Annotated in this window: 20 protein-coding genes; 13 read left to right on the top strand and 7 right to left on the bottom strand. The window is 61.2% G+C overall.

Annotated elements, in window-relative coordinates; translation table 11 throughout:
* Nucleotides 1–6 precede the first annotated feature (6 nt).
* The 9 genes from HX899_RS28875 to HX899_RS28915 all read left to right on the top strand — a co-directional run bounded on the left by HX899_RS28875 (nt 7) and on the right by HX899_RS28915 (nt 11,026).
* Nucleotides 7–1,083 (top strand): BMP family ABC transporter substrate-binding protein, encoded by a 1,077-nt coding sequence (locus HX899_RS28875; protein WP_062943246.1) that lies wholly within the window; start codon nt 7–9, stop codon nt 1,081–1,083.
* A gap of 145 nt (nt 1,084–1,228) precedes the next feature.
* The gene (gene ytfQ, locus HX899_RS28880) at nt 1,229–2,191 is read left to right on the top strand and encodes a galactofuranose ABC transporter, galactofuranose-binding protein YtfQ (protein ID WP_003539585.1); all 963 of its coding nucleotides are present in this window, start codon (nt 1,229–1,231) and stop codon (nt 2,189–2,191) included.
* Between the two features lie 230 nt (nt 2,192–2,421).
* The gene (ytfR, locus tag HX899_RS28885; protein WP_181293976.1) at nt 2,422–3,945 is read left to right on the top strand and encodes a galactofuranose ABC transporter, ATP-binding protein YtfR; all 1,524 of its coding nucleotides are present in this window, start codon (nt 2,422–2,424) and stop codon (nt 3,943–3,945) included.
* Nucleotides 3,942–4,955: an ABC transporter permease gene (locus HX899_RS28890; protein ID WP_181293977.1), complete on the top strand. Its 1,014-nt coding sequence runs from the start codon at nt 3,942–3,944 to the stop codon at nt 4,953–4,955. Before ytfR ends, HX899_RS28890 begins: the two co-directional genes overlap by 4 nt.
* Entirely contained in the window at nt 4,952–5,920 is a 969-nt protein-coding gene (gene yjfF, locus HX899_RS28895) for a galactofuranose ABC transporter, permease protein YjfF (RefSeq protein ID WP_064648021.1), read from the top strand. Before HX899_RS28890 ends, yjfF begins: the two co-directional genes overlap by 4 nt.
* 16 nt (nt 5,921–5,936) lie before the next feature.
* Nucleotides 5,937–6,722 carry a FadR/GntR family transcriptional regulator gene (locus HX899_RS28900; RefSeq protein ID WP_138329499.1) on the top strand — a complete coding sequence of 262 codons (786 nt, stop codon included), beginning with the start codon at nt 5,937–5,939 and terminating at the stop codon, nt 6,720–6,722.
* 163 nt (nt 6,723–6,885) lie between these two features.
* Nucleotides 6,886–8,247 carry a bifunctional UDP-N-acetylglucosamine diphosphorylase/glucosamine-1-phosphate N-acetyltransferase GlmU gene (gene glmU, locus HX899_RS28905; protein WP_181293978.1) on the top strand — a complete coding sequence of 454 codons (1,362 nt, stop codon included), beginning with the start codon at nt 6,886–6,888 and terminating at the stop codon, nt 8,245–8,247.
* Nucleotides 8,248–8,356: 109 nt separating this feature from the next.
* Nucleotides 8,357–10,183, top strand: coding sequence for a glutamine--fructose-6-phosphate transaminase (isomerizing) (glmS, locus tag HX899_RS28910; RefSeq protein WP_138389216.1), 1,827 nt, complete (start codon nt 8,357–8,359; stop codon nt 10,181–10,183).
* A 135-nt stretch (nt 10,184–10,318) separates the two neighbouring features.
* Nucleotides 10,319–11,026, top strand: a complete 708-nt coding sequence (locus tag HX899_RS28915) for a DUF502 domain-containing protein (protein WP_062943253.1) — start codon at nt 10,319–10,321, stop codon at nt 11,024–11,026.
* 81 nt (nt 11,027–11,107) lie between these two features.
* On the opposite strand, the gene recG is transcribed toward HX899_RS28915, so the two are convergent.
* Nucleotides 11,108–13,213 (bottom strand): ATP-dependent DNA helicase RecG, encoded by a 2,106-nt coding sequence (recG, locus tag HX899_RS28920; protein ID WP_181293979.1) that lies wholly within the window; start codon nt 13,211–13,213, stop codon nt 11,108–11,110.
* Nucleotides 13,214–13,304: 91 nt separating this feature from the next.
* On the opposite strand from recG, the gene HX899_RS28925 reads away from it, so the two are divergent.
* The 3 genes from HX899_RS28925 to HX899_RS28935 all read left to right on the top strand — a co-directional run bounded on the left by HX899_RS28925 (nt 13,305) and on the right by HX899_RS28935 (nt 17,639).
* Nucleotides 13,305–13,610: a succinate dehydrogenase assembly factor 2 gene (locus tag HX899_RS28925; RefSeq protein WP_181293980.1), complete on the top strand. Its 306-nt coding sequence runs from the start codon at nt 13,305–13,307 to the stop codon at nt 13,608–13,610.
* On the top strand, nt 13,607–17,107 hold the full coding sequence (mfd, locus tag HX899_RS28930) for a transcription-repair coupling factor (RefSeq protein ID WP_181293981.1): 3,501 nt from the start codon (nt 13,607–13,609) through the stop codon (nt 17,105–17,107). Before HX899_RS28925 ends, mfd begins: the two co-directional genes overlap by 4 nt.
* Nucleotides 17,108–17,171: 64 nt before the next feature.
* On the top strand, nt 17,172–17,639 hold the full coding sequence (locus HX899_RS28935) for an OsmC family protein (protein ID WP_181293982.1): 468 nt from the start codon (nt 17,172–17,174) through the stop codon (nt 17,637–17,639).
* Nucleotides 17,640–17,699: 60 nt separating this feature from the next.
* Here HX899_RS28935 and HX899_RS28940 read toward each other — a convergent pair whose 3' ends face one another.
* The 3 genes from HX899_RS28940 to HX899_RS28950 form a co-directional block, all read right to left on the bottom strand.
* On the bottom strand, nt 17,700–18,332 hold the full coding sequence (locus tag HX899_RS28940; protein ID WP_181293983.1) for an imm11 family protein: 633 nt from the start codon (nt 18,330–18,332) through the stop codon (nt 17,700–17,702).
* Nucleotides 18,333–18,429: 97 nt separating this feature from the next.
* Nucleotides 18,430–19,101 (bottom strand): DsbA family oxidoreductase, encoded by a 672-nt coding sequence (locus HX899_RS28945; protein WP_064648034.1) that lies wholly within the window; start codon nt 19,099–19,101, stop codon nt 18,430–18,432.
* A gap of 64 nt (nt 19,102–19,165) precedes the next feature.
* Nucleotides 19,166–20,968 (bottom strand): extracellular solute-binding protein, encoded by a 1,803-nt coding sequence (locus tag HX899_RS28950; protein ID WP_181293984.1) that lies wholly within the window; start codon nt 20,966–20,968, stop codon nt 19,166–19,168.
* Nucleotides 20,969–21,252: 284 nt separating this feature from the next.
* Between HX899_RS28950 and HX899_RS28955 the strand changes: the two genes are divergently transcribed.
* On the top strand, nt 21,253–21,915 hold the full coding sequence (locus HX899_RS28955; protein WP_181293985.1) for an invasion associated locus B family protein: 663 nt from the start codon (nt 21,253–21,255) through the stop codon (nt 21,913–21,915).
* A gap of 113 nt (nt 21,916–22,028) precedes the next feature.
* Here the strand turns inward: HX899_RS28955 and hspQ are convergent, their stop codons facing one another.
* From hspQ to HX899_RS28970, 3 genes are all read right to left on the bottom strand, one after another.
* Complete coding sequence (gene hspQ, locus HX899_RS28960; protein ID WP_003539613.1) at nt 22,029–22,358, bottom strand: heat shock protein HspQ; 330 nt, start codon at nt 22,356–22,358, stop codon at nt 22,029–22,031.
* Between the two features lie 161 nt (nt 22,359–22,519).
* Nucleotides 22,520–23,929 (bottom strand): type I glutamate--ammonia ligase, encoded by a 1,410-nt coding sequence (glnA, locus tag HX899_RS28965; protein ID WP_011651961.1) that lies wholly within the window; start codon nt 23,927–23,929, stop codon nt 22,520–22,522.
* A 78-nt stretch (nt 23,930–24,007) separates the two neighbouring features.
* Nucleotides 24,008–24,346 (bottom strand): P-II family nitrogen regulator, encoded by a 339-nt coding sequence (locus HX899_RS28970; protein WP_003539626.1) that lies wholly within the window; start codon nt 24,344–24,346, stop codon nt 24,008–24,010.
* Nucleotides 24,347–24,482 lie beyond the last annotated feature (136 nt).

The following is a 24,482-nucleotide window of genomic DNA, read 5'->3' on the forward strand; positions in this document are numbered from 1 at the left end:
ATCAATATGAAAAAACTTGCACTTGCTCTCGCAGCGACAGCTGCCCTCGTCCTGAGCATCGGTTCGGCTGCCGAGGCGGCTGACAAGACCAAGGTCTGCTTCGTTTATGTCGGCACCCGCACCGACGGCGGCTGGACGCAGGCCCATGAGAACGGCCGCCTCCAGGTCGAGAAGGAATTCGGCGACAAGATCGAGACGCCCTACCTCGAAAGCGTCCCGGAAGGCCCGGATGCCGAACGCGCCATCGAGCGCATGGCCCGCTCCGGTTGCTCGCTGATTTTCACCACGTCCTTCGGTTTCATGGACCCGACTATTGCCGTCGCCAAGAAGTTCCCGAAAGTGAAGTTCGAGCATGCGACAGGCTTCAAGGCCGCCGACAATGTCGCGACCTACAATTCCCGCTTCTATGAAGGCCGCTACATCAGTGGCATTATCGCCGGCAAGCTCTCGAAAACCGGCACGGCCGGCTATATCGCCTCCTTCCCGATCCCCGAAGTGGTGATGGGCATCAATGCCTTCGAAACTGGCGCCAAGTCGGTCAATCCGAACTTCAAGATGAAGGTTATCTGGGTCAACACCTGGTTCGACCCGGGCAAGGAAGCTGATGCCGCCAAGGCGCTGATCGACCAGGGCGTCGATATCCTCACCCAGCACACCGACACGACGGCTCCAATGCAGGTCGCCGAGCAGCGCGGCGTCAAGGCCTTCGGCCAGGCTTCCGACATGATCAAGGCTGGTCCGAACGTCCAGCTGACCGCGATCATCGACACCTGGGGCAATTATTACGTCAAGCGCGTCAAGGCGCTTCTCGACGGCACCTGGAAGTCAGAGCAGAGCTGGGATGGCCTCAAGGACGGCATCCTGACGATGGCGCCCTATACCAACATGCCCGACGACGTGAAGAAACTCGCCGAGGAGACCGAAGCCAAGATCAAATCAGGCGAACTGCACCCCTTCACCGGCCCGATCAACAAGCAGGACGGCACGCCCTGGTTGAAGGCCGGCGAGAAGGCCGATGACGGCACGCTGCTCGGCATGAACTTCTATGTCGAAGGTGTGGACGACAAGCTGCCGGGTAAATAATCCCGCAAGCCATCTCGCGGATGCGAAGAGCGCCCTTTTGGGCGCTCTTTTTTTGCTGCAATGCATCCCAAGATTCCGATTTACAAAAGTAATACTATATGATTTTTTGACCCTGCGCCGCGAGATGCGGCATTGGGAGGAAATCATGAAATTGAAGACTGCACTTTTGAGTGCCACGATTCTGGCTGCCTGCATGTTCGGTTCGGCTTCGGCCGCCGGGTTGACTGTCGGCTTCTCGCAGATCGGCTCGGAATCGGGCTGGCGTGCGGCTGAAACGACCGTGACCAAGGAACAGGCCAAGAAGCGCGGCATCGATCTGAAGTTTGCCGATGCGCAGCAGAAGCAGGAAAACCAGATCAAGGCTCTGCGCTCCTTCATTGCTCAGGGCGTCGATGCCATTCTCATTGCTCCGGTCGTCGAAACCGGCTGGGACGACGTTCTCAAGGAAGCCAAGGAAGCCGAAATCCCGGTCATCCTTCTCGACCGTACCATCAAGGCTCCCGACGATCTCTACCTGACGGCAGTGACGTCGGACCTGGTCCATGAAGGCAAGGTTGCAGGTGACTTCCTGGTCAAGACCGTCGGCGACAAGAAGTGCAATGTCGTCGAGCTTCAGGGCACCACCGGTTCGTCGCCGGCCATCGCCCGCAAGAAGGGCTTCGAAGAGGCTCTTGCCGGCCACGACAACCTCAAGATCGTTCGCAGCCAGACTGGTGACTTCACCCGCACCAAGGGCAAGGAAGTCATGGAAAGCTTCCTGAAGGCCGAGAATGGCGGCAAGGATATCTGCGCTCTCTACGCCCATAACGACGACATGGCTGTCGGCGCCATCCAGGCGATCAAGGAAGCCGGCCTGAAGCCAGGCAAGGATATCCTCGTCGTTTCCATCGACGCCGTGCCCGATATCTTCAAGGCGATGTCCGAAGGCGAGGCCAATGCCACGGTCGAGCTGACGCCGAATATGGCAGGTCCGGCCTTCGATGCGCTCGAAGCCTATCTGAAGGACAAGAAGGCTCCGGCCAAGTGGATCCAGACCGAATCGAAGCTCTACACGCCGGCCGACGAACCGATGAAGGTCTACGAAGAGAAGAAGGGTCAGGGCTACTGATCTGATGTGACGCCGCTGCATAATTCCTGAAATCGGAATTCGATTTCCGGACAAAATCATGCAGCAATTCAAAGCGCTACAGCGTCCTCTACGCGTCTGAAAAGACCAGGCGGCGCTGTAGAACCGCACCGGCCCGTCATGGGCCGGTGCGGAACTGCCTTTGCCGCCTTGGGACGTCATGTCCGGCCGCGGCGCGGCTTTTGCCGTCAATATCAGGAAAACAAACCCTTATGATTCACGATTTCGAGAACGTTCTCGCGGCCTCCGGAATATCGAAATTCTTTCCCGGCGCAGTGGCGCTGGATAAGGTCGATTTCACGCTCCGCAGAGGCGAGGTGCATGCATTGCTGGGCGAGAACGGTGCTGGCAAGTCGACGCTGATCAAGTGCATCACCGGCGCCTATCATCGTGACGAGGGCAGCCTGATGCTGGACGGCCAGGAAATCAATCCGGCCAATACGCTCGCCGCCCAGAAGCTCGGCATCGGCACGGTCTACCAGGAGGTCAACCTCCTTTCCAATCTGAGCGTTGCCGAAAATCTCTTTCTCGGCCGCCAGCCACGGCGCTTCGGCATGACCGACGTGCGTGCGATGAACCGCAAGGCGCGCGACCTGCTCACCGGCTACGGCGTCGATATCGACGTCACCGCCGAGCTCGGCCGTTTCTCCGTCGCCGTCCAGCAGGTGGTTGCCATCGCCCGTGCCGTCGATCTCTCCGGAAAGGTGCTGATCCTCGACGAGCCCACCGCAAGTCTCGACAATCAGGAAGTGGCGCTGCTCTTCCGCATCATCGAAGACCTCAAGAAGCGCGGCCTGGGCATCGTCTTCATCACCCATTTTCTCGAACAGGTCTATGCGATCAGCGACCGCATTACCGTGCTGCGCAACGGCAAGCTCGTCGGTACCCGCGACGTCGCCGATCTGCCGCGCCAGGGCCTGATCGCCATGATGCTCGGCCGCGAACTGGCCCATGTCGAAGAGACGGTGCGGGAACGCAGCCTTGCAGCCGGCGACGTCCGATACCGTTTTTCAGGCTACGGCAAACGCGGCAAGGTCAAGCCTTTCGATCTTGAGGTGCGCGCCGGAGAAGTGGTCGGCGTCGCCGGGCTGCTCGGTTCCGGCCGCACCGAAACCGCCGAACTGCTCTTCGGTATCGAGCATGCCGATAGCGGCAGCGCCACGATCGACGGCCAGCCGGTGACGCTTTCGAGCCCGCGCGCGGCGATCGCAAAGGGCTTCGGCTTCTGCCCCGAGGACCGCAAGACCGATGGCATCATCGGCGACCTGTCGATCAGGGAGAACATCGCACTGGCGCTGCAGGCCCGCCGCGGCTGGACGCGGCCGCTGTCGCGCGCCGAGCAGAACACGCTTGCCGACCGCTACATCAAGGCGCTCGATATCCGCACCACCGATCGCGAAAAACCGATCCGGCTACTGTCAGGCGGCAATCAGCAGAAGGCGATTCTCGCCCGCTGGCTGGCGACCAATCCGAAGTTTCTGATCCTCGACGAGCCGACCCGCGGCATCGATGTCGGCGCCCATGCCGAGATCATCCGGCTGATCGAAGAGCTCTGTGCCGGCGGCATGTCGCTGATCGTGATTTCCTCGGAACTTGAAGAGCTTGTCGCCTATAGTTCACGTGTCATCGTACTGCGCGACAGACAGCATATCGCCGAACTGACAGGCGAGCGTATCACCGCTGCCGGCATCGTCGAAGCCATCGCTGCGGCCGAACACAAGATGGAGGATGCATGAGGTCCTCGCTGAAAGCGCTGGCATATCGCCTGGCGCCGCAATTGATCGCGCTCGTTGTCATTCTTTTGTTGAATTTCATCACGTCGCCGCAGTTTTTTAATGTCGTGGTTCAGAATGACCGCCTCTATGGCAGCCTGATCGACGTGCTGAACCGCGGCGCGCCGGTGGCGCTGCTGGCGATCGGCATGACGCTGGTCATCGCCACCAAGGGTATCGACCTGTCCGTCGGTGCGGTCATCGCCATCTGCGGCGCCATCGCAGCATCGTCGATTGTTTCAGGAAATTCAGTTACCTACACCATTATCTTAACGCTTGCTATCGGGCTTGCCTGCGGCGTCTGGAACGGGTTCCTGGTGGCAGTCCTCAATATCCAGCCGATCATCGCCACACTGGTGCTGATGGTGGCCGGCCGCGGCATCGCCCAGCTGATCACCGAAGGCGCCATCCTGACCTTCAACGATGATGGGCTGACCTTCTTCGGCAGCGGTTCGCTGGCTCTCCTGCCGATGCCTGTCGTCATCTGGCTTCTCGTCGGCCTGCTGGTCATCCTGCTCGTCCGCCGCACGGCGCTCGGCATGCTGATCGAGGCCGTCGGCATCAATCGCCGCGCCAGCACGCTCTCCGGCATTCAAACGCCGGTGCTGCTGATGGCGGTCTATATGCTGAGCGGGATCTGCGCCTCGATCGCGGGCATCATCGTCGCAGCCGACATCAAGGGCGCCGATGCCAACAATGCCGGCCTATGGCTGGAATTGGACGCGATCCTGGCCGTCGTCGTCGGCGGCAATTCGCTGCTTGGCGGCCGGTTCAGCATTCTCGGGTCGCTGATCGGCGCGATGATCATCCAGGCGGTGAATACCGGCATCCTGTCCGCCGGCTTCCCGCCTGAATTCAACCTGATCATCAAGGCCGTCATCATTATCATAATCCTCGTCATCCAGTCGCCGGCGGTACAATCGCTCGCCATCTTCGCCAGCCGCCGGCAGGGCGGTAGGGAGCAGCCGAAATGAACTCCAAATACCTGCCGCTGCTTGCGACCATCGTCATCTTCGTGCTCGCCTATGCCGGCTGCGCGTTGCAATATCCGAACATTCTGTCGACGCGCGTCATCGGCAATCTTTTGACCGACAATGCCTTTCTCGGCATCGCTGCCGTCGGCATGACCTTCGTCATCATTTCGGGCGGCATCGATCTGTCGATCGGCTCGGTCATCGCCTTTACCGGCGTCTTCCTTGCGGTGATCCTGCAGAACACCTCGATCCATCCGCTGCTCGCCTTCGCGATCGTGCTCGTCATCACCACTGCCTTTGGCGGTATCATGGGCGCGATCATCCACTATCTCGAAATGCCGGCCTTCATCGTCACCCTTGCAGGCATGTTCCTGGCGCGCGGCATGGCTTTCGTGCTCTCGATCGACAGCATCCCGATCAACCATGAATATTATTCGACGCTGACAAGCCTCTATTATCGTCTGCCGGGCGGCGGGCGGCTGACGTTGATCGGCGGCATCATGCTTCTGGTCTTTGCCGTCGGCATCTTCATCGCCCAGCGCACCCGCTTCGGCACCAACGTCTATGCACTCGGGGGCGGCACGCAGACGGCGCGGCTGATGGGCGTGCCGGTCGGCCGCACGACAATCCAGATCTATGCGCTGTCGGGCTTTCTGGCGGGCCTATCCGGGATCGTTTTTTCGCTGTACACCTCTGCCGGATATTCTCTTGCAGCAGTCGGCGTCGAACTCGATGCCATCGCGGCGGTGGTCATTGGGGGGACGCTGCTGACCGGAGGAGCGGGATTCGTGGCGGGAACCTTGATCGGTATCCTGATCCAGGGGCTCATTCAGACCTACATCACCTTCGACGGCACGCTGTCGAGCTGGTGGACCAAGATCCTGATTGGCCTTCTGCTATTTGCATTCATCCTGATGCAGAAAGCCATCCTGTTCGTTTCCAGTCTGAACAAGAGGTACGCCTGAGGGGGAGACGGATCGCTTGCGCTACAAATTGGACGAGACACGCAAGACGGGGCGCAGAACCCGTACGAGCCATGCCCAGGTCGTCGACGAACTCGGCAAGGCGATCGTCGCCGGCACCTATCCCGTTGGCTCGATCCTGCCAGGCGATACGGAACTGGCGCAGCGTTTCAAAGTGTCCCGAACCGTTTTGCGCGAGACGATGAAGACGCTCGCCGCCAAGGGCATGGTCGTCGCCAAGGCGCGGGTCGGCACGCGTGTGACCGAAAAGAACCTCTGGAACATGTTCGACAGCGAGATCATCGCCTGGCACTTCGACAACGGTGTGACGGAAGAGTTTCTGCTGCAGCTCTACGATATTCGCCTCGCCTTCGAACCCTTCGCCGCCGGTCTCGTCACCGAGCGGGCGAATGCCGAGGATATCGAGATGCTGCGTGGGCTGGCGCTCGAAATGGCAGCGGCTGGTCATACGGCCGACAGCCTCGCACTCGCCGACCTTCGTTTTCACCTGGCGATCGCCGAAGCCTCGCACAATCCCTTCATGCGGACGCTGGGCAGCCTCATCGAAGCGGCTCTCGTCGGCATGTTCCGCATCAGCACGCCGCCATCCGAAAACGGCTTCGCCAATATCGCCGACACCCATATGCGCATCGTCGACGCGATCGTTTCCGGCGATAGCAGTGCTGCGCGCCGCGCGATGGAGGACGTCATCCTGGACGGCCGCCATCATGTGCACGAAGCCTTCGTGGCCCGCGGTTCCGAGGCGGTAATAGGGTCGATTTCGGCCGCAATTTCACCTTTGTGAAGGCTTTGCTTATCGACAGCGCCACGCGTCTTTTCGGAGCCGCAAAGGACGCTGCAGCACTTTGAATGGCTGTATAATTTATCCTCAAATCGATTCCGATTTGGGGAATTTTGCAGTATGAGGCGATAAAGCCGCCTCGTGGCGCGGATTCGCGGAGCTAATCATGGAACGCACTTGTCTTGCCGTCATCCTTGCCGCCGGTGACAGCACGCGGATGAAATCCTCGAAATCGAAGGTGCTGCATCCTGTCGCCGGACGGCCGATGATCGCCCATGTGGTCGAGGCGGTTGCCTCCGCCGGCATCTCGTCCGTCGCCCTTGTCGTCGGCCGCGATGCTGAGGATGTGGCAAAGGCGGCGAGCATCGGCGGCGTCAGCATCGAATCCTGTCTGCAGAAGGAACGCCTCGGCACCGGCCACGCAGTGTTGGCGGCCCGCGACGCGATCTCCAAGGGTTATGACGATATCCTCGTCACCTATGGCGACGTGCCGCTCCAGACCGACGGGCCGCTCAAAGCCGCCCGCCAGGGCCTTGCCGATGGCAGCGATGTCGTCGTCATCGGCTTCCACACCGACCGCCCGACCGGCTATGGCCGCCTGCTCGTCAAGGACGGCGAACTCATCGCCATCCGCGAGGAGAAAGATGCGACCGATGCCGAGCGCACCGTCACCTGGTGCAACAGCGGGCTGATGGCGGTCAATGGCCGCAAGGCGCTCGATCTTCTCACGCGCATCGGCAATGCCAATGCCAAGGGTGAATTCTATCTGACCGATCTCGTCGAGATCGCCCGTTCGCTCGGCGGACGCGTGACCGCGGTCGATGCTCCTGAGATCGAGATGACCGGCTGCAACACCCGTGCCGAACTCGCCGTCATCGAGCGCTTCTGGCAGGAGCGTCGCCGTCACCAGATGATGCTTTCAGGCGTCACCATGATCGCGCCGGAAACGGTCTTTCTGTCCTACGATACCACCATCGGCCAGGATGCGCTGATCGAGCCGAACGTCGTCTTCGGTCCCGGCGCGGTGATCGACAGCGGCGCCGTCATTCATGCCTTCTCGCATATCGAAGGCGCCCATGTCAGTCAGGGCGCGACGGTCGGCCCCTTTGCGCGGCTGCGGCCGGGTGCGGATCTCGGTACCGGTTCGAAGGTCGGCAATTTCTGCGAGGTCAAGAACGGCCGGCTGGGCGAAGGCGCCAAGGTCAATCACCTCACCTATATCGGCGATGCCGTCATCGGCGCCGGCAGCAATATTGGCGCCGGCACGATCACCTGCAACTATGATGGCGTCAACAAGAGCGAGACGGTGATCGGCGAAAACGCCTTCATCGGTTCCAATTCCTCGCTGGTCGCGCCGGTGACGATCGGCGACGGCGCCTATATCGCCTCCGGCAGCGTGATCACCGTCAACGTGCCGGCCGACGCGCTGGCGCTCGGCCGTGCCCGGCAGGAGATCAAGCCCGGCCGCGCGACGCTGCTTCGCGAGCGTGCGCTCGCCATCAAGACGGCGAAGAAGGCGAAAGCCTGACAGGCCGTGCGTAACCGGCGGAAATTGAAAGTGACCGCCGAGGTGATTGAGAAATAAGCAGGAATCGTTAGGACTGGCCTCATTGTTGAGGCCTAGTGGGGAATGTTGCATGTGTGGAATTGTGGGGATCGTCGGGACTGCGCCTGTTGCCGGGCGCCTGGTCGATGCGCTGAAGCGTCTCGAATATCGCGGTTACGATTCCGCCGGTGTCGCCACTATTCATGACGGCGTGATGGATCGCCGCCGCGCCGAGGGCAAGCTGTTCAATTTGGAAAAGCGCCTGGACAGCGAACCGCTGCCTGGCACCGTCGGCATCGCCCACACGCGCTGGGCGACCCACGGCATTCCGAACGAGACCAATGCCCATCCGCATTTCGTCGAAGGCGTCGCCGTCGTCCACAACGGCATCATCGAGAATTTCTCCGAGCTTCGCGACGAACTAACCGAAGAGGGTTCGGTCTTCCAAACCCAGACCGACACCGAGGTGGTCGCCCATCTGATGGCGAAATACCTGCGCGAAGGCCTGGAGCCGCGCGCTGCGATGCTGAAGATGCTGAACCGGGTAACCGGCGCTTATGCGCTGGCCATCATGCTCAAGGCCGATCCCGGCACGATCATGGCCGCCCGTTCCGGCCCGCCGCTCGCCGTCGGCTACGGCCGCGGCGAGATGTTCCTCGGCTCGGACGCGATCGCGCTCTCGCCCTTCACCAACGAGATCACCTATCTCGTCGACGGCGATTGCGCCATCCTGACCCGCGACAGCGTCGCGGTGCTCGATTTCGCCGGCAAGCCGGTCAAACGCGCCCGGCAGATCTCGCAGGCGACCGCCTATGTCGTCGACAAGGGCAACCACCGCCACTTCATGGAAAAGGAAATCTACGAGCAGCCGGAGGTGATCTCTCACGCGCTCAGCCACTATGTCGATTTCGCCGAGAATACGATCGGCGCCAATGCCGCCGCGATCGACTTCAAGGCGGCGACCGGCCTGGCGATCTCGGCCTGCGGCACCGCCTATCTCGCCGGCCTCGTCGGCAAATACTGGTTCGAGCGTTATGCCCGCCTGCCGGTCGAGATCGACGTCGCCTCCGAATTCCGCTACCGCGAAATGCCGCTGTCGCCGTCGCAGGCCGCCCTCTTCATCTCGCAGTCAGGCGAGACTGCCGATACGCTGGCATCGCTGCGCTATTGCCGCGATAACGGGTTGAAGATCGGCGCCGTCGTCAATGTCCGCGAATCGACGATTGCCCGCGAATCCGACGCCGTCTTCCCGATCATGGCCGGCCCCGAAATCGGCGTCGCCTCGACCAAGGCCTTCACCTGCCAGCTTGCCGTGCTGGCAGCGCTGGCGATCGGCGCCGGCAAGGCGCGCGGCACGGTGAGTGCAGACGAGGAGAGGGCGCTGGTGCGCCATCTCGCCGAAATGCCGCGCATCATGAGCCGGGTGTTGAACCTCATCCAGCCGCAGATGGAAAGCCTGTCGCGCGAGCTGTCGAAGTGCAAGGACGTGCTCTATCTCGGCCGCGGCACCAGCTTCCCGCTCGCCATGGAAGGCGCGCTGAAGCTCAAGGAAATTTCCTATATCCACGCCGAAGGTTACGCCGCCGGCGAATTGAAGCACGGACCGATCGCGCTGATCGACGAGAACATGCCTGTCATCGTCATCGCCCCTTACGACCGGTTCTTCGAAAAGACCATCTCGAACATGCAGGAGGTCGCAGCCCGCGGCGGCCGCATCATCTTCATCACCGACGAGGCCGGCGCGGCGGCCTCGAAACTGCCGACCATGGCGACGATCACCCTGCCTGTGGTCGACGAAATCATCGCGCCGATGATCTTCTCGCTGCCGATCCAACTGCTCGCCTATCACACCGCCGTCTTCATGGGCACCGATGTCGACCAGCCGCGCAACCTGGCGAAATCCGTGACCGTGGAGTAAGCCTGTAACGCTGCGACCTTCGCTTCGAAACATATTGTGCGGGACCCCGAATTCTGGCAATTTTGGTCTGCGGACAAGGGGGAAGGGCCGGCGTTCCGGCCTGTCCACGACTGAGATGGAGATCATCAGGAAACGATGACCGACAACATCCCCAGAATGCCGGTCGCGACCCGGCTGAGAAATAATTTTCTCGCAGGGCTGATCATCTGCGCGCCGATCGCGATTACCATCTGGCTGACCTGGACCTTCATCCATTGGTCGGACAGCTGGGTCCGGCCCTATATTCCGGCGCGCTGGAATCCGGAAAGCTATCTCAATTTCGCCATTCCCGGTTTCGGCCTGCTGATCGCCGTCGTTCTGATCACCGTCGTCGGCTTTCTCGGCAAGAACCTCATCGGCCAGAGCATCGTCCGTTTCGGCGAATCGATCGTCCAGCGCATGCCGCTGGTGCGCACGATCTACAGAAGCGTGAAGCAGATTTTCGAAACCGTGCTGAAGGAACAGGCGAACTCCTTCAAGAAGGTCGGCCTCATCGAATATCCGGGTCCCGGCCTCTGGGCACTGATCTTCATCGCCACCGACGCCAAGGGCGAAATCGCTTCGAAGTTCAATGCCATGGGCCAGGACATGGTCGCCGTCTTCCTGCCGCCGACGCCGGTGCCGACAGCCGGCTTCCTCATCTTCGTGCCGCGCGAGAAGATCGTCATGCTCGATATGTCGCCGGAAGACGCCGCCAAGTTCCTGATTTCAGGCGGGCTTGTGGCGCCCGAACACAAGCCGGCCGATCCGAAGCAGAAGCATTTGCCGCGGCCGAAGCCGGTGGCGGTTTCCAAGGCTGAATGATGCATGTCGCCCAAAAGTGTTCAGCGGTTTTGGGGTAACGACATGCATAGAACAAAGACTTAAAGCGCGCCTCGGTGCGCTTTAACCCGCTCTAAGAAAACGGATCGCCTCGTCGCGGCGGAAGAGATAGAGCAGGGTGCGGATCGCCGCTCCCCTTTCGCTGGTCAGCTCCGGATCCCGCTCGATGAGGTAAGCGGCATCCTTGCGGGCGATCTCCAGCAGGTCGGCATGCGCCTCGAGGCTGGCGATGCGAAAGCCCGGCGTGCCGGATTGCCTTGTGCCGAGCAATTCGCCTTCGCCGCGCAGCTTCAGATCCTCCTCGGCAATGCGGAAACCGTCTTCCGTCTCCCGCATGATCGAAAGCCTGGCATGGCCGGTCTCGCCGAGCGGCCCCTTATAGAGCAGGATGCAGGTCGATGCCTCGTCGCCACGCCCGACGCGGCCGCGCAGCTGATGCAATTGCGCCAGGCCGAAGCGTTCGGCATGTTCGATCACCATGATCGTCGCATCCGGCACGTCGACGCCGACCTCGACGACGGTCGTGGCGACGAGCAGCCGGGTCTCGCCGTTCTTGAACGCCATCATCGCCGCGTCCTTCTCCGGTCCGCTCATGCGGCCGTGGATGAGGCCGATGCCCGGACCGAGTGCTGAGACCAGCGTCGCATGCCGCTCCTCGGCCGACATCAGGTCGAGTTCCTCGGACTCCTCGACCAGCGGGCAGATCCAGTAGGCCTTCTTGCCCTCGGCGATTGCGCTTTGCAGCCGGCCGACGATTTCGCCGGTCCGTTCCATCGGCACGGTGATCGTCTGGATCGGTTTGCGGCCGGCCGGTTTCTCGGTGAGCTTGGAGACGTCCATGTCGCCGAAGGCGGCGAGCACCAGGGTGCGCGGGATCGGCGTCGCCGTCATGACCAGCATATGCGGCGAGAGGCCCTTGGCGGTCAGCCGCAGGCGCTGATGCACACCGAAACGGTGCTGCTCGTCGACGACGGCAAGCATCAGATTGGCGTAGGCGACGCTGTCCTGGAACAGCGCATGCGTGCCGATGATAATCTGGGCAGCACCCGAGGCGATGCGCTCCAGGATCTCCTCCCTTTCGCGCCCCTTTGTGCGCCCGGTCAGCACCTCGATGCTGAGCCCGGCGGAAGCAGCGAATTTCGAAATCGTCGCGTGGTGCTGCCGCGCCAGGATTTCGGTCGGCGCCATCAGCACGGCCTGGCCGCCGCTCTCGATCACCGCCGCCATCGCCATCAGTGCCACCAGCGTCTTGCCGGAACCGACATCGCCTTGCAGCAGCCGCAGCATGCGCTCGTTGCCGGCCATATCCTTCAAAACCTCGGCGATCGCCTCGTTCTGGCTGCCGGTAAGCGAGAAGGGCAAGGTCTTCAGGATCTTGCCGCTGATGGCGCCGGTGGCATGCACCGGCTGGCCCGCCACCTTGCGCAGCCTCTGCCGCACCAGGCTCAGCGACAGCTGGCCGGCGAGGAACTCGTCATAGGCAAGCCGCCGCCGGGCAGGGGCCTGCGGGTCGATATCGCTGGGATCGCGCGGCTCATGCAGCATGTGGAAACTGTCGCGGATCGACGGCAGGCCTTGCTTCTCCGTCAGCGCCAGGTCGATCCATTCCGGCAGTTCGGGAAAACGCGGCAGGCCGGCGTCGATGATCTTGCGGAGCGTCTTCGGCGAAAGCCCCGCCGTCAGCGGATAGATTGGCTCGACGAGCGGCAGGCTCTCCGCCTCGTCGGCCCTGACGATATAGTCGGGATGCACCATCGAGGCGCGGCCGTTGAACCAGTCGATCTTGCCGCTGACCGTCACCTCCGCGTCAACAGGCAGCTGCTTTTCCAGCCACGCCGCCTGTCCGCGGAAGAAGACCAGCGTCAGTTCGCCGGTCTCGTCATGCAGGAAGACGCGGTAGGGGATATTGCTTTTGCCGCCCGGCGGCACCTGATGGCGGTCGACGCGCGCCGTGATCGTCACGATCGCGCCTTGCGGCGCGCGGGCGATGCCTGGCTGGTTGCGCCGGTCGATCAGCGAGAAGGGCGCGTGGAAGAGCAGGTCGATGACCCGGCAATCTTCCAGCGTCTCGCGCCCGAGCAGCTTGACCAGCAGGTCGGCGATCTTCGGGCCGACGCCCGGAAGGCCCGAAATAGGGGAAAACAGAGGATCGAGAATGGCGGGGCGCATGCGGCCAAAATGCGATGAACAATGCGGCCTTGGCAAGGCTGACAAGGCGCTTTCCAGGGTCTATAGAGGCGCATCAACAGGAAGGTATGCCATGACAGGTGTCACGCTCACCAGTGCCGGTCTCGACCCGCGCCGCCGCCGGATCCTTTTCCGCTGCTGGCATCGCGGCATCCGCGAAATGGATCTGGTCTTCGGCCAGTTCGCCGAATCTGAGATCGCCAGGCTGTCGGAAGCCGAGCTCGACGAGTTCGAGACGATCATGGCGGAAGAGGACAATGATCTCGTTCGCTGGGTCATGGGAACATGGCCGGTGCCTGAGCGTTTCCAGACACCGATGTTTGCCCGCATCGCCGCCTACAAGCCCGATTTTGACAAGCCCCTCAGGACGCCGGAATGATCCCTGGTTTCGATGCGAAGAAGCTTGCGGCCATTGCCGAGCCGCTGACGATCGGCAATGTGCCAGCAGGTCTTGAAACGCTGCTGCTCGCCGAGCTCGCCCGAACGGGAGAGCCGGTCGCCTATGTCATGTCCGACGGCCACCGCATGGCCGATCTGGAGCAGATGCTGGGCTTCGTCGCCCCCGACATTCCGGTTCTCACCTTGCCGGCCTGGGACTGTCTGCCCTATGACCGCGTCTCGCCCAGTGCCGACACCTCGGCCCGCCGGCTGGCGGCACTCGGCGGCCTCATCGCCCATCGCAAGAAGCCGCATGCGGCAATCGTGCTCGTGACCGCCAATGCCATGCTGCAGAAGGTGGCGCCGCAGGATGTCATCGAAAGCCTGACTTTTTCGGCCCGTCCCGGCAACCAGCTGCGCATGGACGATCTTGCCGGTCGCCTGGAGCGCAATGGCTTCGAGCGCGTCGCGACCGTTCGCGAGGTCGGCGAATATGCCGTGCGCGGCGGCATTCTCGACGTCTTCGTGCCCGGTTCCGAAGAGCCGGTCCGCCTCGATTTCTTCGGCGACACGCTGGAGAGCATCCGCAGCTTCGATCCGGCCAGCCAGCGCACGACAGGGCAGGTGCGCTCCCTCGATCTCAACCCGATGAGCGAAGTGACGCTGACCCCGGATACGATCAGCCGCTTCCGCAAGAATTACCTCTCCGCTTTCGGCGCGACTACACGCGACGACGCGCTCTATCTCGCTGTCTCCGAAGGCCGCCGTTACCCCGGCATGGAGCACTGGCTGCCGCTTTTCTACGAGAAGCTCGATACCGTCTTCGATTATTTGAGCGGCTTCCGTATTGTCATCGACCATACTGTGCGTGAAGCAGCCGAAGAGCGCTCCAAGCTCGTTTTCGACTATTACGACGCCCGCCTGAATTCCGGCCAGCCGGCCAAGGGGATGACGCAGGGCACGCCCTACAAGCCGGTGACACCGGGCCAGCTCTATCTCGACAGCAAGCTTTTCGTCAAAACCCTCGACGCACTCGGCGCGATCCGTATCAGCCCCTTCAACGAGCATGAGGGCGAGGCGCGCCGGGTCGTCAATGTCGACGCCCGCCAGGGCCAGCGCTGGGCCCGTTCGAACGCCGAAGGTGGCGGCGATGCCGAACGCATCAACATCTTCGACGTCGTCGTCAAGCATATTGCCGACCGCCGCGCCGCCGGCGCGAAAGTGCTCGTCACAGCCTGGACCGAAGGTTCGCTGGAACGCCTGCTGCAGGTGCTGAACGAGCATGGCCTGGAAAAGGTCAAGTCGATCGAGGCGCTGAAGGATGTCGGTTCGCTGGCGAGAGGCGAGGCGGCGGCTGCCGTGCTCAGTCTCGAAGCCGGCTTCGAGGCCGGTGACCTCGTCGTCATCGGCGAGCAGGACATCCTCGGCGACCGCATGGTGCGCCGCTCCAAGCGTCGCAAGCGCGCAGCCGATTTCATCTCGGAAGTCGCGGGCCTCGACGAGGGCTCGATCGTCGTCCACGCTGAACACGGCATCGGGCGCTTCATCGGGCTGAGGACCATCGAGGCGGCAGGCGCCCCGCATGCCTGCCTCGAACTGCAATATGCCGACGAGGCCAAGCTGTTCCTGCCGGTCGAAAACATCGATCTGCTTTCGCGCTATGGCGGCGAGGGGACCGAAGCGCAGCTCGACAAGCTCGGCGGCGGCGCCTGGCAGATGCGCAAGGCCAAGCTCAAGAAGCGCCTGCTCGACATGGCCGATGCGCTGATCCGCATCGCCGCCGAGCGCCTGACGCGCCATGCGCCGATGCTGACGACGCCGGAAGGTCTCTACGACGAATTCGCCGCCCGCTTCCCCTATGACGAGACCGAGGACCAGGAAAACGCCATCGAGGCGGTGCGCTCCGACCTCGGCGCCGGCCGGCCGATGGACCGCCTCGTCTGCGGCGACGTCGGTTTCGGCAAGACGGAAGTGGCGCTGCGCGCCGCCTTCGTCGCCGCGATGAACGGCGCCCAGGTCGCCATCGTCGTGCCGACGACACTGCTTTCCCGCCAGCATTTCAAGACCTTTTCCGATCGCTTCCGTGGTTTGCCGGTGCGCATCCAGCAGGCCTCGCGCCTCGTGGGCGCCAAGGAGCTGGCGCTGACCAAGAAGGAAGTGGCGGAAGGCAAGACCGATATCGTCGTCGGCACCCATGCGCTGCTCGGCGCCGGCATCAAATTCGCCAATCTCGGCCTGCTCGTCATCGACGAGGAACAGCATTTCGGCGTCAAGCACAAGGAGCGGCTGAAGGAGCTGAAAAGCGACGTGCACGTTCTGACGCTGTCGGCGACACCGATCCCGCGCACGCTGCAGCTTGCCATGACCGGCGTGCGCGAACTGTCGCTGATCACCACGCCGCCGGTCGACCGCATGGCGGTGCGCACTTTCATCTCGCCCTTCGACAGCCTGGTGATCCGCGAGACGCTGATGCGCGAGCATTATCGCGGCGGCCAGAGCTTCTATGTCTGCCCCAGGCTTGCCGATCTCGAGGACGTGCATGCCTTCCTGCAGTCGGATGTGCCGGAGCTGAAGGTCGCCGTCGCCCATGGCCAGATGCCGGCCGGCGAACTCGAAGACATCATGAACGCCTTTTATGAAGGCCGCTACGACGTGCTGTTGTCGACCACCATTGTCGAATCCGGCCTCGACGTGCCCACGGCCAATACGCTGATCGTCCACCGTGCTGATATGTTCGGCCTTGCCCAGCTCTATCAGCTGCGCGGCCGCGTCGGCCGCTCGAAGGTGCGCGCCTTCGCGCTCTTCACCCTGCCGGTCAACAAGGTGCTGACGGCAACCGCTGAGCGTCGTCTCAAGGTGCTGCAGTCGCTGGATACGCTTGGCGCCGGTTTCCAGCTGGCGAGCCACGATCTCGATATTCGCGGCGCCGGAAACCTGCTCGGCGAGGAGCAGTCCGGCCATATCAAGGAGGTCGGCTTCGAGCTTTACCAGCAGATGCTGGAAGAGGCGGTCGCCGAGGTCAAGGGTGTCGACGAGATCCACGATACCGGCTGGTCACCGCAGATCTCGGTCGGCACGACGGTGATGATCCCGGAAGGCTACGTTCCCGACCTGCACCTGCGCATGGCGCTCTACCGCCGTCTCGGCGAAATCACAGAGCTCAAGGAGATCGACGGCTTCGGCGCCGAGATGATCGACCGCTTCGGGCCGATGCCGATCGAAGTCCAGCATCTCTTGAAGATCGTTTACATCAAGTCGCTCTGCCGCACCGCCAATGTCGAAAAGCTCGATGCCGGCCCGAAGGGTGTCGTCGTGCAGTTCCGCAACAAGGAATTCCCCAATCCGGCAAACCTCGTCGGTTATATCGGCAAGCAGGGTACCATGGCGAAGATCCGCCCCGATCACAGCCTGTTCCTGACCCGCGACCTGCCGACGCCGGAAAAACGCCTGCAGGGTGCGGCGGTCATCATGACGCAACTGGCGGAGTTCGCGAAATAGAGCAATTCCAGCAAAAGTGTACCGCGGTTTTGCGTCCGGAATTGCGTGGAAAAGGGAGATGGAGATGGCGACATACGGCGCAACGATTGCCTGGCAGCGCAACGGTGAGACCTTCACCGACAACCGCTATAGCCGCGCTCACCGCTGGACCTTCGACGGCGGCATCGAGGTGAGGGCGTCCTCGTCCGCGCATGTCGTCCCGCTGCCCTATTCGGCCGAGGATGCCGTTGATCCGGAAGAGGCTTTCGTCGCCTCGCTCTCCAGCTGCCACATGCTCTGGTTCCTGTCGCTCGCCGCCAAACAGCGCCTTTGCGTCGACAGCTACACCGATGCCGCCGAGGGCACCATGGAGAAGAATGCCGAGGGCCGCTTTGCCATGACCGTCGTGACGCTGCGTCCGCATGTCGTCTTCAGCGGCGAAAAACAGCCCTCACTCAGCGAACTCGAAGCCCTGCATCATCGCGCCCACGACGAATGTTTCATCGCCAATTCGGTGAAGACCGAGGTGCGCTGCGTTCCGGTTCCGGGCTAGATTCCTGCAGCTTCGCTCTACAACGAAGTTGGAATGCGCTGCTCATCGAAACGTCTCTTACTATTTCGGTAAAAAGCCAACTTGTTGGAAAGAAGTACCTTTAATACCCCTGTCTTTGCATATGTCCTTGAACGATTGATCGCAAAAAATTGCCACCGCATACTCAACCAAGCGGAAGAGCTGCGCGTCCTTGAGGACAGCAGGCAGAAAACACCAGTCAGCTCCGCCCGATATCATATAGCCGCCCCATTGAGTGACGCGAATTAAGGGGGAATTCTCGACATCCACTGCCTTGCGGTATGAATCGACAACGCTGCACAGCCAGATTTTCGGTCCGGGTTTTCCGTTCGAAAACTCGGTCTCGCAAAGCAAGTATTCACATGACTTTGGAGCGAACTCCTCAAGCAAGCTCTTCATTTTGTCGGAGGTGAAAAGGAAGTACTCTACCGCATAAATGTCTTGCACTTTCCGCTTTGAATCAAAGATCAGCTTTGGCGTTTCGGCATAGTCCGGTATTCGCCACGGGCCGCGAGGCAAATCGAGCATGCTATCCGGCCACGGGCTCTCACGAAAATGGAGGCCGATGCCTTCACCATCGGGCTGTAGCCTATCCCAGTTTGCGAACTCCCAGCCGTGAGTCCCTTGTGAATGAAGCATATAAATTCCTTTAGGCTTCGCTCTGGCGCCACTCATGCTTCGTTCCAAGTCATGCTTGAAAATATAGACGGTATAGTTGGCTCACGCGGACGGCTTTGCCGCTGCTGTTCGATCTCGATTCGCATAGGTAGCCTCAGTTGAGGCCCGACCGCGCCTCGGCCTTCGCCTTGGCGATATCGCGCAGCGCGTTTGCCAGCACGTCAGGCGTCTGTGCGCCGCTGACGGCGTATTGCTGATCGAAGATGAAGAACGGCACGCCGTTGACGCCCATCTCCTGGGCCGCTTTGATCTCGGCGACGATCAGGTTGCTATCGGCATCGGAGGCAAGCAGCGAGGCGATGACAGAGCGGTCGAGGCCTGATTTTTCGGCGATATCGAGCAGCACCGCATGGTCCCCGACATTGTGGCCTTCCTCGAAATTCGCCTTGAACAGCGCGGCAACGACCTTGTCCTGCTTCTCGCGGCCTTCGATCATCGCCCAGTGGATCAGCCGATGCGCATCGAGCGTGTTCGGGCCGATCTTGATCGCCTCGAAATTGAAGGCAATGCCGACCTCGCGGCCGTAATCGCTGAGCATCTTGTGCGCCTGCGCCACGCGCTCCTCGCCGCCGAGCTTTTCCGCCAGCGCCTTCTTCTGGTCGACGCCTTCCTTGGGATAGTCGGGATTGAGCTGGTACGGCCGCCAGTTGATGTCGACGCCGATTTGGTCCTGCACCTCGGCGATGGCGAGTTCCAGCCGCGCCTTGCCGAGATAGCACCAGGGGCAGACGACATCCGAGACGACGTCGATGGTGATACGCTCCATGATGATTTTCCTTATTCTGTGCGTCTCCAAGGGAGACATTTAAGCCGAGGCGGTTCGGCTGCTCTTATTGGGCGCTCGTATCCCACCATAGCGGCAGCTGATAGCCATAGAGCGGCACCGCGTCGGGATGGCCGATGCGTTTGCTGCGCGCCACCCATTGCTGGCCCATATGATAGAGCGGCAGCACGTAATGGCTGGACAGCAGCAGCCGGTCGTAGGAGCGCACCGCCGCGGTGAAATCCTCGGCCGAGCGCGCCCGGAGCAGGTGATCGATCAAGGCATCGAGATCGGGGTCGGCAGCGCCCGCGAAGCTGTCGCTGCCCTCGCGGGTCTTCGCGGCTGAAGACCAGCGGCCAAGCTGTTCGTTTCCAGGCGATAGCGAGGAGGTGTAGGACTTCATGATCATGTCGTAGTCGAAGCTGTTCGTCCGGCTCTGGTACTGCGAATCGTCGACAGTGCGGATCGAGGCGGCAATGCCGATCGTCTGCAGCGAGCGCTGATAGGCGACGGCTAGCTTCTCCTGGTCGGCATTCTGCGTCATGATCTCGAAGGCGAGTTGGCGGCCGGAGCCATCGAGCATCTTGCCGCCCTGGATCGTATAGCCGCCCTGTTTCAATTGCTCGACGGCCTGCTTCAGAACATTGCGGTCGCGGCCGGAGCCGTCGGTGACCGGCAGCTTGTAGGTGCCGTCGAGAATCTCCGGCGCGATCTTGTCCTTGATCGGCCCGAGCAGGGCAAGCTCGGCGGCATTGGCGGGAACCCCGAAACTCGACAGCTCGGAATTCTGCCAGAAGCTCTGGGTGCGTTTGTAGGCGCCGGAATAAAGGTTCTTGTTCGCCCATTCGAAATCGAACACCAGCGACAGGCCTTCGCGCACCTTGGGATCGGCAAAGATCGGCCGGCGCGTGTTGAACACGAAGCCGAGCATGCCGCTCGGCAGTTTCGGTGTGAACACGTCCTTGACCACAGCCCCCGAGGTGACGGCGGGGAAATTATAGGCATTGGCCCAATGACCGGGATTGCCGTCGGGATAGATGTCGACATCGCCCTTCTTGAAGGCCTCGAACAGCGTCGTATCCTGCAGGAAATACTGGACGGTGATCTGGTCGTAATTGTCGGTGCCGACCTTGGCGGGAATGTCCTTGCCCCAGTAGTTCGGATCGCGCTCATAGGTGATGCTCTCGCCGGGCTTCACCGTCTTCACCTTGTAGGGACCGGAGCCGACCGGCGGCATCAGCGAAGAACGGTCGAAAGTCTCGGGATCGATCGCATGTTTCGGCAGCACCGGGAAAAGACCGAAGATCAGCGGCGTCTCACGGTCGGCCTTGTCGTTAAAGGTGAAACGCACACTGCGCTCGCCGACCTTTTCCATCTTGGCGACGACGTTGAGGCGGTTGGCGAAGGGCACGCGGCCCTTGTCGCGCATCAGCTCGAAGGTGAACATCACATCCTCGGGCGTCACCGACTGGCCATCGGCCCATTTCGCCTTCGGATTGAGGTTGAACTGGATGAAGCTCCGATCATCGTCCCATTCCACCGTTTCGGCAAGCAGGCCGTAGAGTGTGAAGGGCTCGTCCCTGGAGCGCTGCATCAGCGATTCGTAGACGAGATTGCCATAATCCGGATCCCACATGCCGCGCGCCGTCGTGCGCATGCTCTTCAGGATGAACGGGTTGAGGCTGTCGAAGGTGCCGACGACGCCATAGGTGATCTTGCCGCCCTTTTTCACGTCGGGATTGACGTAAGGGAAGTGTTTGTAGTCCGCCGGCAAGGCCGGCTCGCCGTGCATCGCGATGCCGTGCAACGCCTCTGCGGCAACAGTGCCACACAGCAGCGAGAGAACGAGGGGGACGACAATCCGGAGCATTCGGCAATCCTTGATCCGCGAAAACGGGCATGATTCACCGCGGAGATTATCATGGGGTCGACCGATTCCAACACGGAGCGGCGATTTCTTTGGCATCGCGACGAAATGCACCTCAAATTGCCAAAGAAATGCTGGATATCTTGAACGCTGCGATGTAACAGGTGAACCCGAAGTTTCGGGGTCATGCATTTGCCTTATTTTTTTAAGAGGTGGAGTGCCGAACGACCCGATGGTTGGGGCGGCAAACCGCTGCCCCGAACGGATATCAGGAGACGGAATTCGTTATGATGTTCAAGTCTGAAAAGAAAATGCGGGCAGCGCTGTCCGTTCTGGCATTGGTGTTCGGCGCTTCGGCTCCGGTCTCCGCCTTCGCACAGGATGCGGCGGCACAGGCTCCGGCCGATGCCCCGGCACAGGCCGCAGGAGCGCCGAAGCTCGGCTGGTACAAGACCTGCAGCAAGCAGGAAGACAACGACATCTGTGTTGTCCAGAACCTGATCCTCGCCAATGGCGGTCAGCTCGTCACGGCCGTCGGCCTGATCTCGGTTTCCGGCAAGATCAACCGCAAGCTCCTGCAGGTCTCGGTTCCCACGGCACGCCTCGTTCCTCCCGGCGTCATCATGCAGATCGATGGCGGCAAGGGCCAGAAGCTCGACTACGCCGTCTGCCTGCCGGACAAGTGCACCGCCGAAATTCCGCTGACCGACGCGATGATCGCCAGCCTCAAGAAGGGCAGCGACGTGATCTTCACGTCGATCAACTTCCGCCGCGCCCCGAACCCGATCAAGATTTCGCTTGAAGGCTTCACCGGCGCTTATGACGGCGAACCGGTTTCCGAATCCAAGCTCGCTGAAAGCCAGCGCAGCCTGCAGGACAGCATGCAGAAGAAGGCCGAGGAAGCCCGCAAGAAGCTGGAAGATGCCCAGAAGGCAGCCAAGGCGCAGTAATCCTGCCACCTTCTTTGAAACAAAACCCGGCTTCGCGCCGGGTTTTTTGTTGCACAAAGAAAAGGCCTCGCCGGGAGAAGCGAGGCCTTGATTCAACGATCGGCACGAGTGACTTAGTGGGCGAAGCTCATCTTGGGTTTGAACTGTCCTGACGGGGCCTGATCGAAAATCTGGTAGATCTGTGGGTTGCGAAGCGGCGTGCCGCTTTCGTCGTTCATCAGGTTCTGCTCGGAAACGTAGGCGACATATTCGCTTTCGTCATTCTCGGCGAGCAGGTGATAGAAGGGCTGGTCCCTGCTCGGGCGCACCTCGGCGGGAATGGAATTCCACCATTCCTCCGTATTCGCGAACTCCGGATCAACGTCGAAGATGACGCCGCGAAACGGAAAAACCTTGTGCCGAACCACTTCGCCGATACTGAACTTTGCTACTCTTTCTTTCATGGTACGACTTCCTTTCATCACCAAATTTGGTGATTGGTGCCGCGCAAATCAAGATTTTGCACGCCGTTCGTCACATGAACGTCATATCCTCGCCATTTGCCGTTCATGACCTGGGAGGCGAAAGCCCCGGCGGGCCGGGACTTTCTGTGTTCTGAGCCCGATCAGGCCGAATAGTACATGTCGTATTCGACCGGATGCGGCGTCATTTCGAAACGCATTACCTCAGCCATCTTCAGCTCGATGAACGCATCGATCTGGTCGTCGTCGAAGACGCCGCCGGCTGTCAGGAACTTGCGGTCCTTGTCGAGGCTTTCGAGCGCTTCGCGCAACGAGCCGCAGACGGTCGGGATCTTCTTCAATTCCTTCGGCGGCAGGTCGTAGAGGTCCTTGTCCATGGCCTTGCCGGGATGGATCTTGTTCTTGATGCCGTCGAGACCGGCCATCAGCATGGCGGCAAAGGCGAGATAGGGATTGGCGGTCGGATCCGGGAAGCGGACTTCGACGCGCTTGGCCTTCGGGTTGGAGCCGAACGGAATGCGGCAGGAAGCCGAACGGTTGCGGGCCGAATAGGCAAGCAGCACAGGGGCTTCGTAACCCGGGACGAGGCGCTTGTAGGAGTTCGTCGACGGATTGGTGAAGGCGTTGATCGCCTTGGCATGCTTGATGATGCCGCCGATGTAGAACAGGCAGCTCTCGGAAAGGCCGGCATATTCGTCGCCGGCAAAGGTCGGCTTGCCGCCCTTCCAGATCGACTGGTGCACATGCATGCCCGAGCCGTTGTCGCCGAAGATCGGCTTCGGCATGAAGGTCGCCGTCTTGCCGTAGGCGTTGGCCACCTGGTGCACGACATATTTGTAGATCTGCATCTTGTCGGCGTTGCGCACCAGCGTATCGAACTTGATTCCGAGTTCGTGCTGGGCGGCGGCGACTTCATGGTGATGCTTTTCGACGACGACGCCCATTTCGGAGAGCACCGTCAGCATTTCCGAACGCATGTCCTGGGCGCTGTCGACGGGGGGAACCGGGAAATAGCCGCCCTTGACGCGCGGGCGATGGCCGAGGTTGCCGGTCTCGTAATCGGTATCGTCGTTCGACGGCAGTTCGGTCGAATCGAGCTTGAAGCCGGTATTGTAGGGATCGGCCTTGTACTTGACGTCGTCGAAGACGAAGAATTCGGCTTCGGGGCCGACGAAGACCGTATCGCCGATGCCGGATGCCTTGAGGTAGGCTTCGGCCTTCTTGGCGGTGCCGCGCGGATCGCGGTTATAGGCCTCGCCGGAGACCGGATCGAGGATGTCGCAGACGATGACCATGGTCGACTGGGCGAAAAACGGGTCCATATGCACCGTTTCGGTATCGGGCATCAGCACCATGTCGGACTCGTTGATGGCCTTCCAGCCGCCGATCGAGGAGCCGTCGAACATCACGCCGTCAGCGAACATGTCTTCGTCGACGCAGACAACGTCCATCGTCACATGCTGCAGCTTGCCCTTCGGGTCGGTGAAACGCAGATCGACGAACTTTACGTCGTTCTCCTTGATCTGCTTCAGAATTTCGCTTGCGGTCGCCATTAATGAGTTTCCTCCGATTTGCGATGACGGTGTAGGTCGGCGGTGACGGTAACGGACTTTGCGCGATTGGCAAAGTGGTCAGATGGCATCGATGCCGGTCTCGCCGGTGCGGATGCGGATAACCTCTTCGACGTTGGAGACGAAGATCTTTCCATCGCCGATGCGGCCGGTCTGCGCCGCCTTGCGGATCGCATCGATAACGGCCTCCGCGTTCTCGTCGGCCAGTACGACCTCGACTTTGACCTTCGGCAGGAAATCGACGACGTATTCAGCTCCGCGGTAGAGTTCCGTGTGGCCCTTCTGACGGCCGAAACCCTTGGCTTCCGTGACCGTGATACCCTGCAGGCCAACTTCCTGAAGGGCTTCCTTCACTTCGTCCAGCTTGAAAGGCTTAATGATCGCTTCGATCTTTTTCATGAGAAAATGTCTCTCCGCTTCTCTTGTTATGGCAGGAATTTTCCCGCTCGCCGGATATGATGCAGATATCGTGCCAGTTTGAAATCCATCTTATCGAAAAAAGGCGCCGATTCTGCCAAAACCGGCGCGTTTGCGG

It is taken from the genome of Rhizobium sp. WYCCWR 11146, assembly GCF_013591995.1.
Taxonomy (GTDB): domain Bacteria; phylum Pseudomonadota; class Alphaproteobacteria; order Rhizobiales; family Rhizobiaceae; genus Rhizobium; species Rhizobium indicum.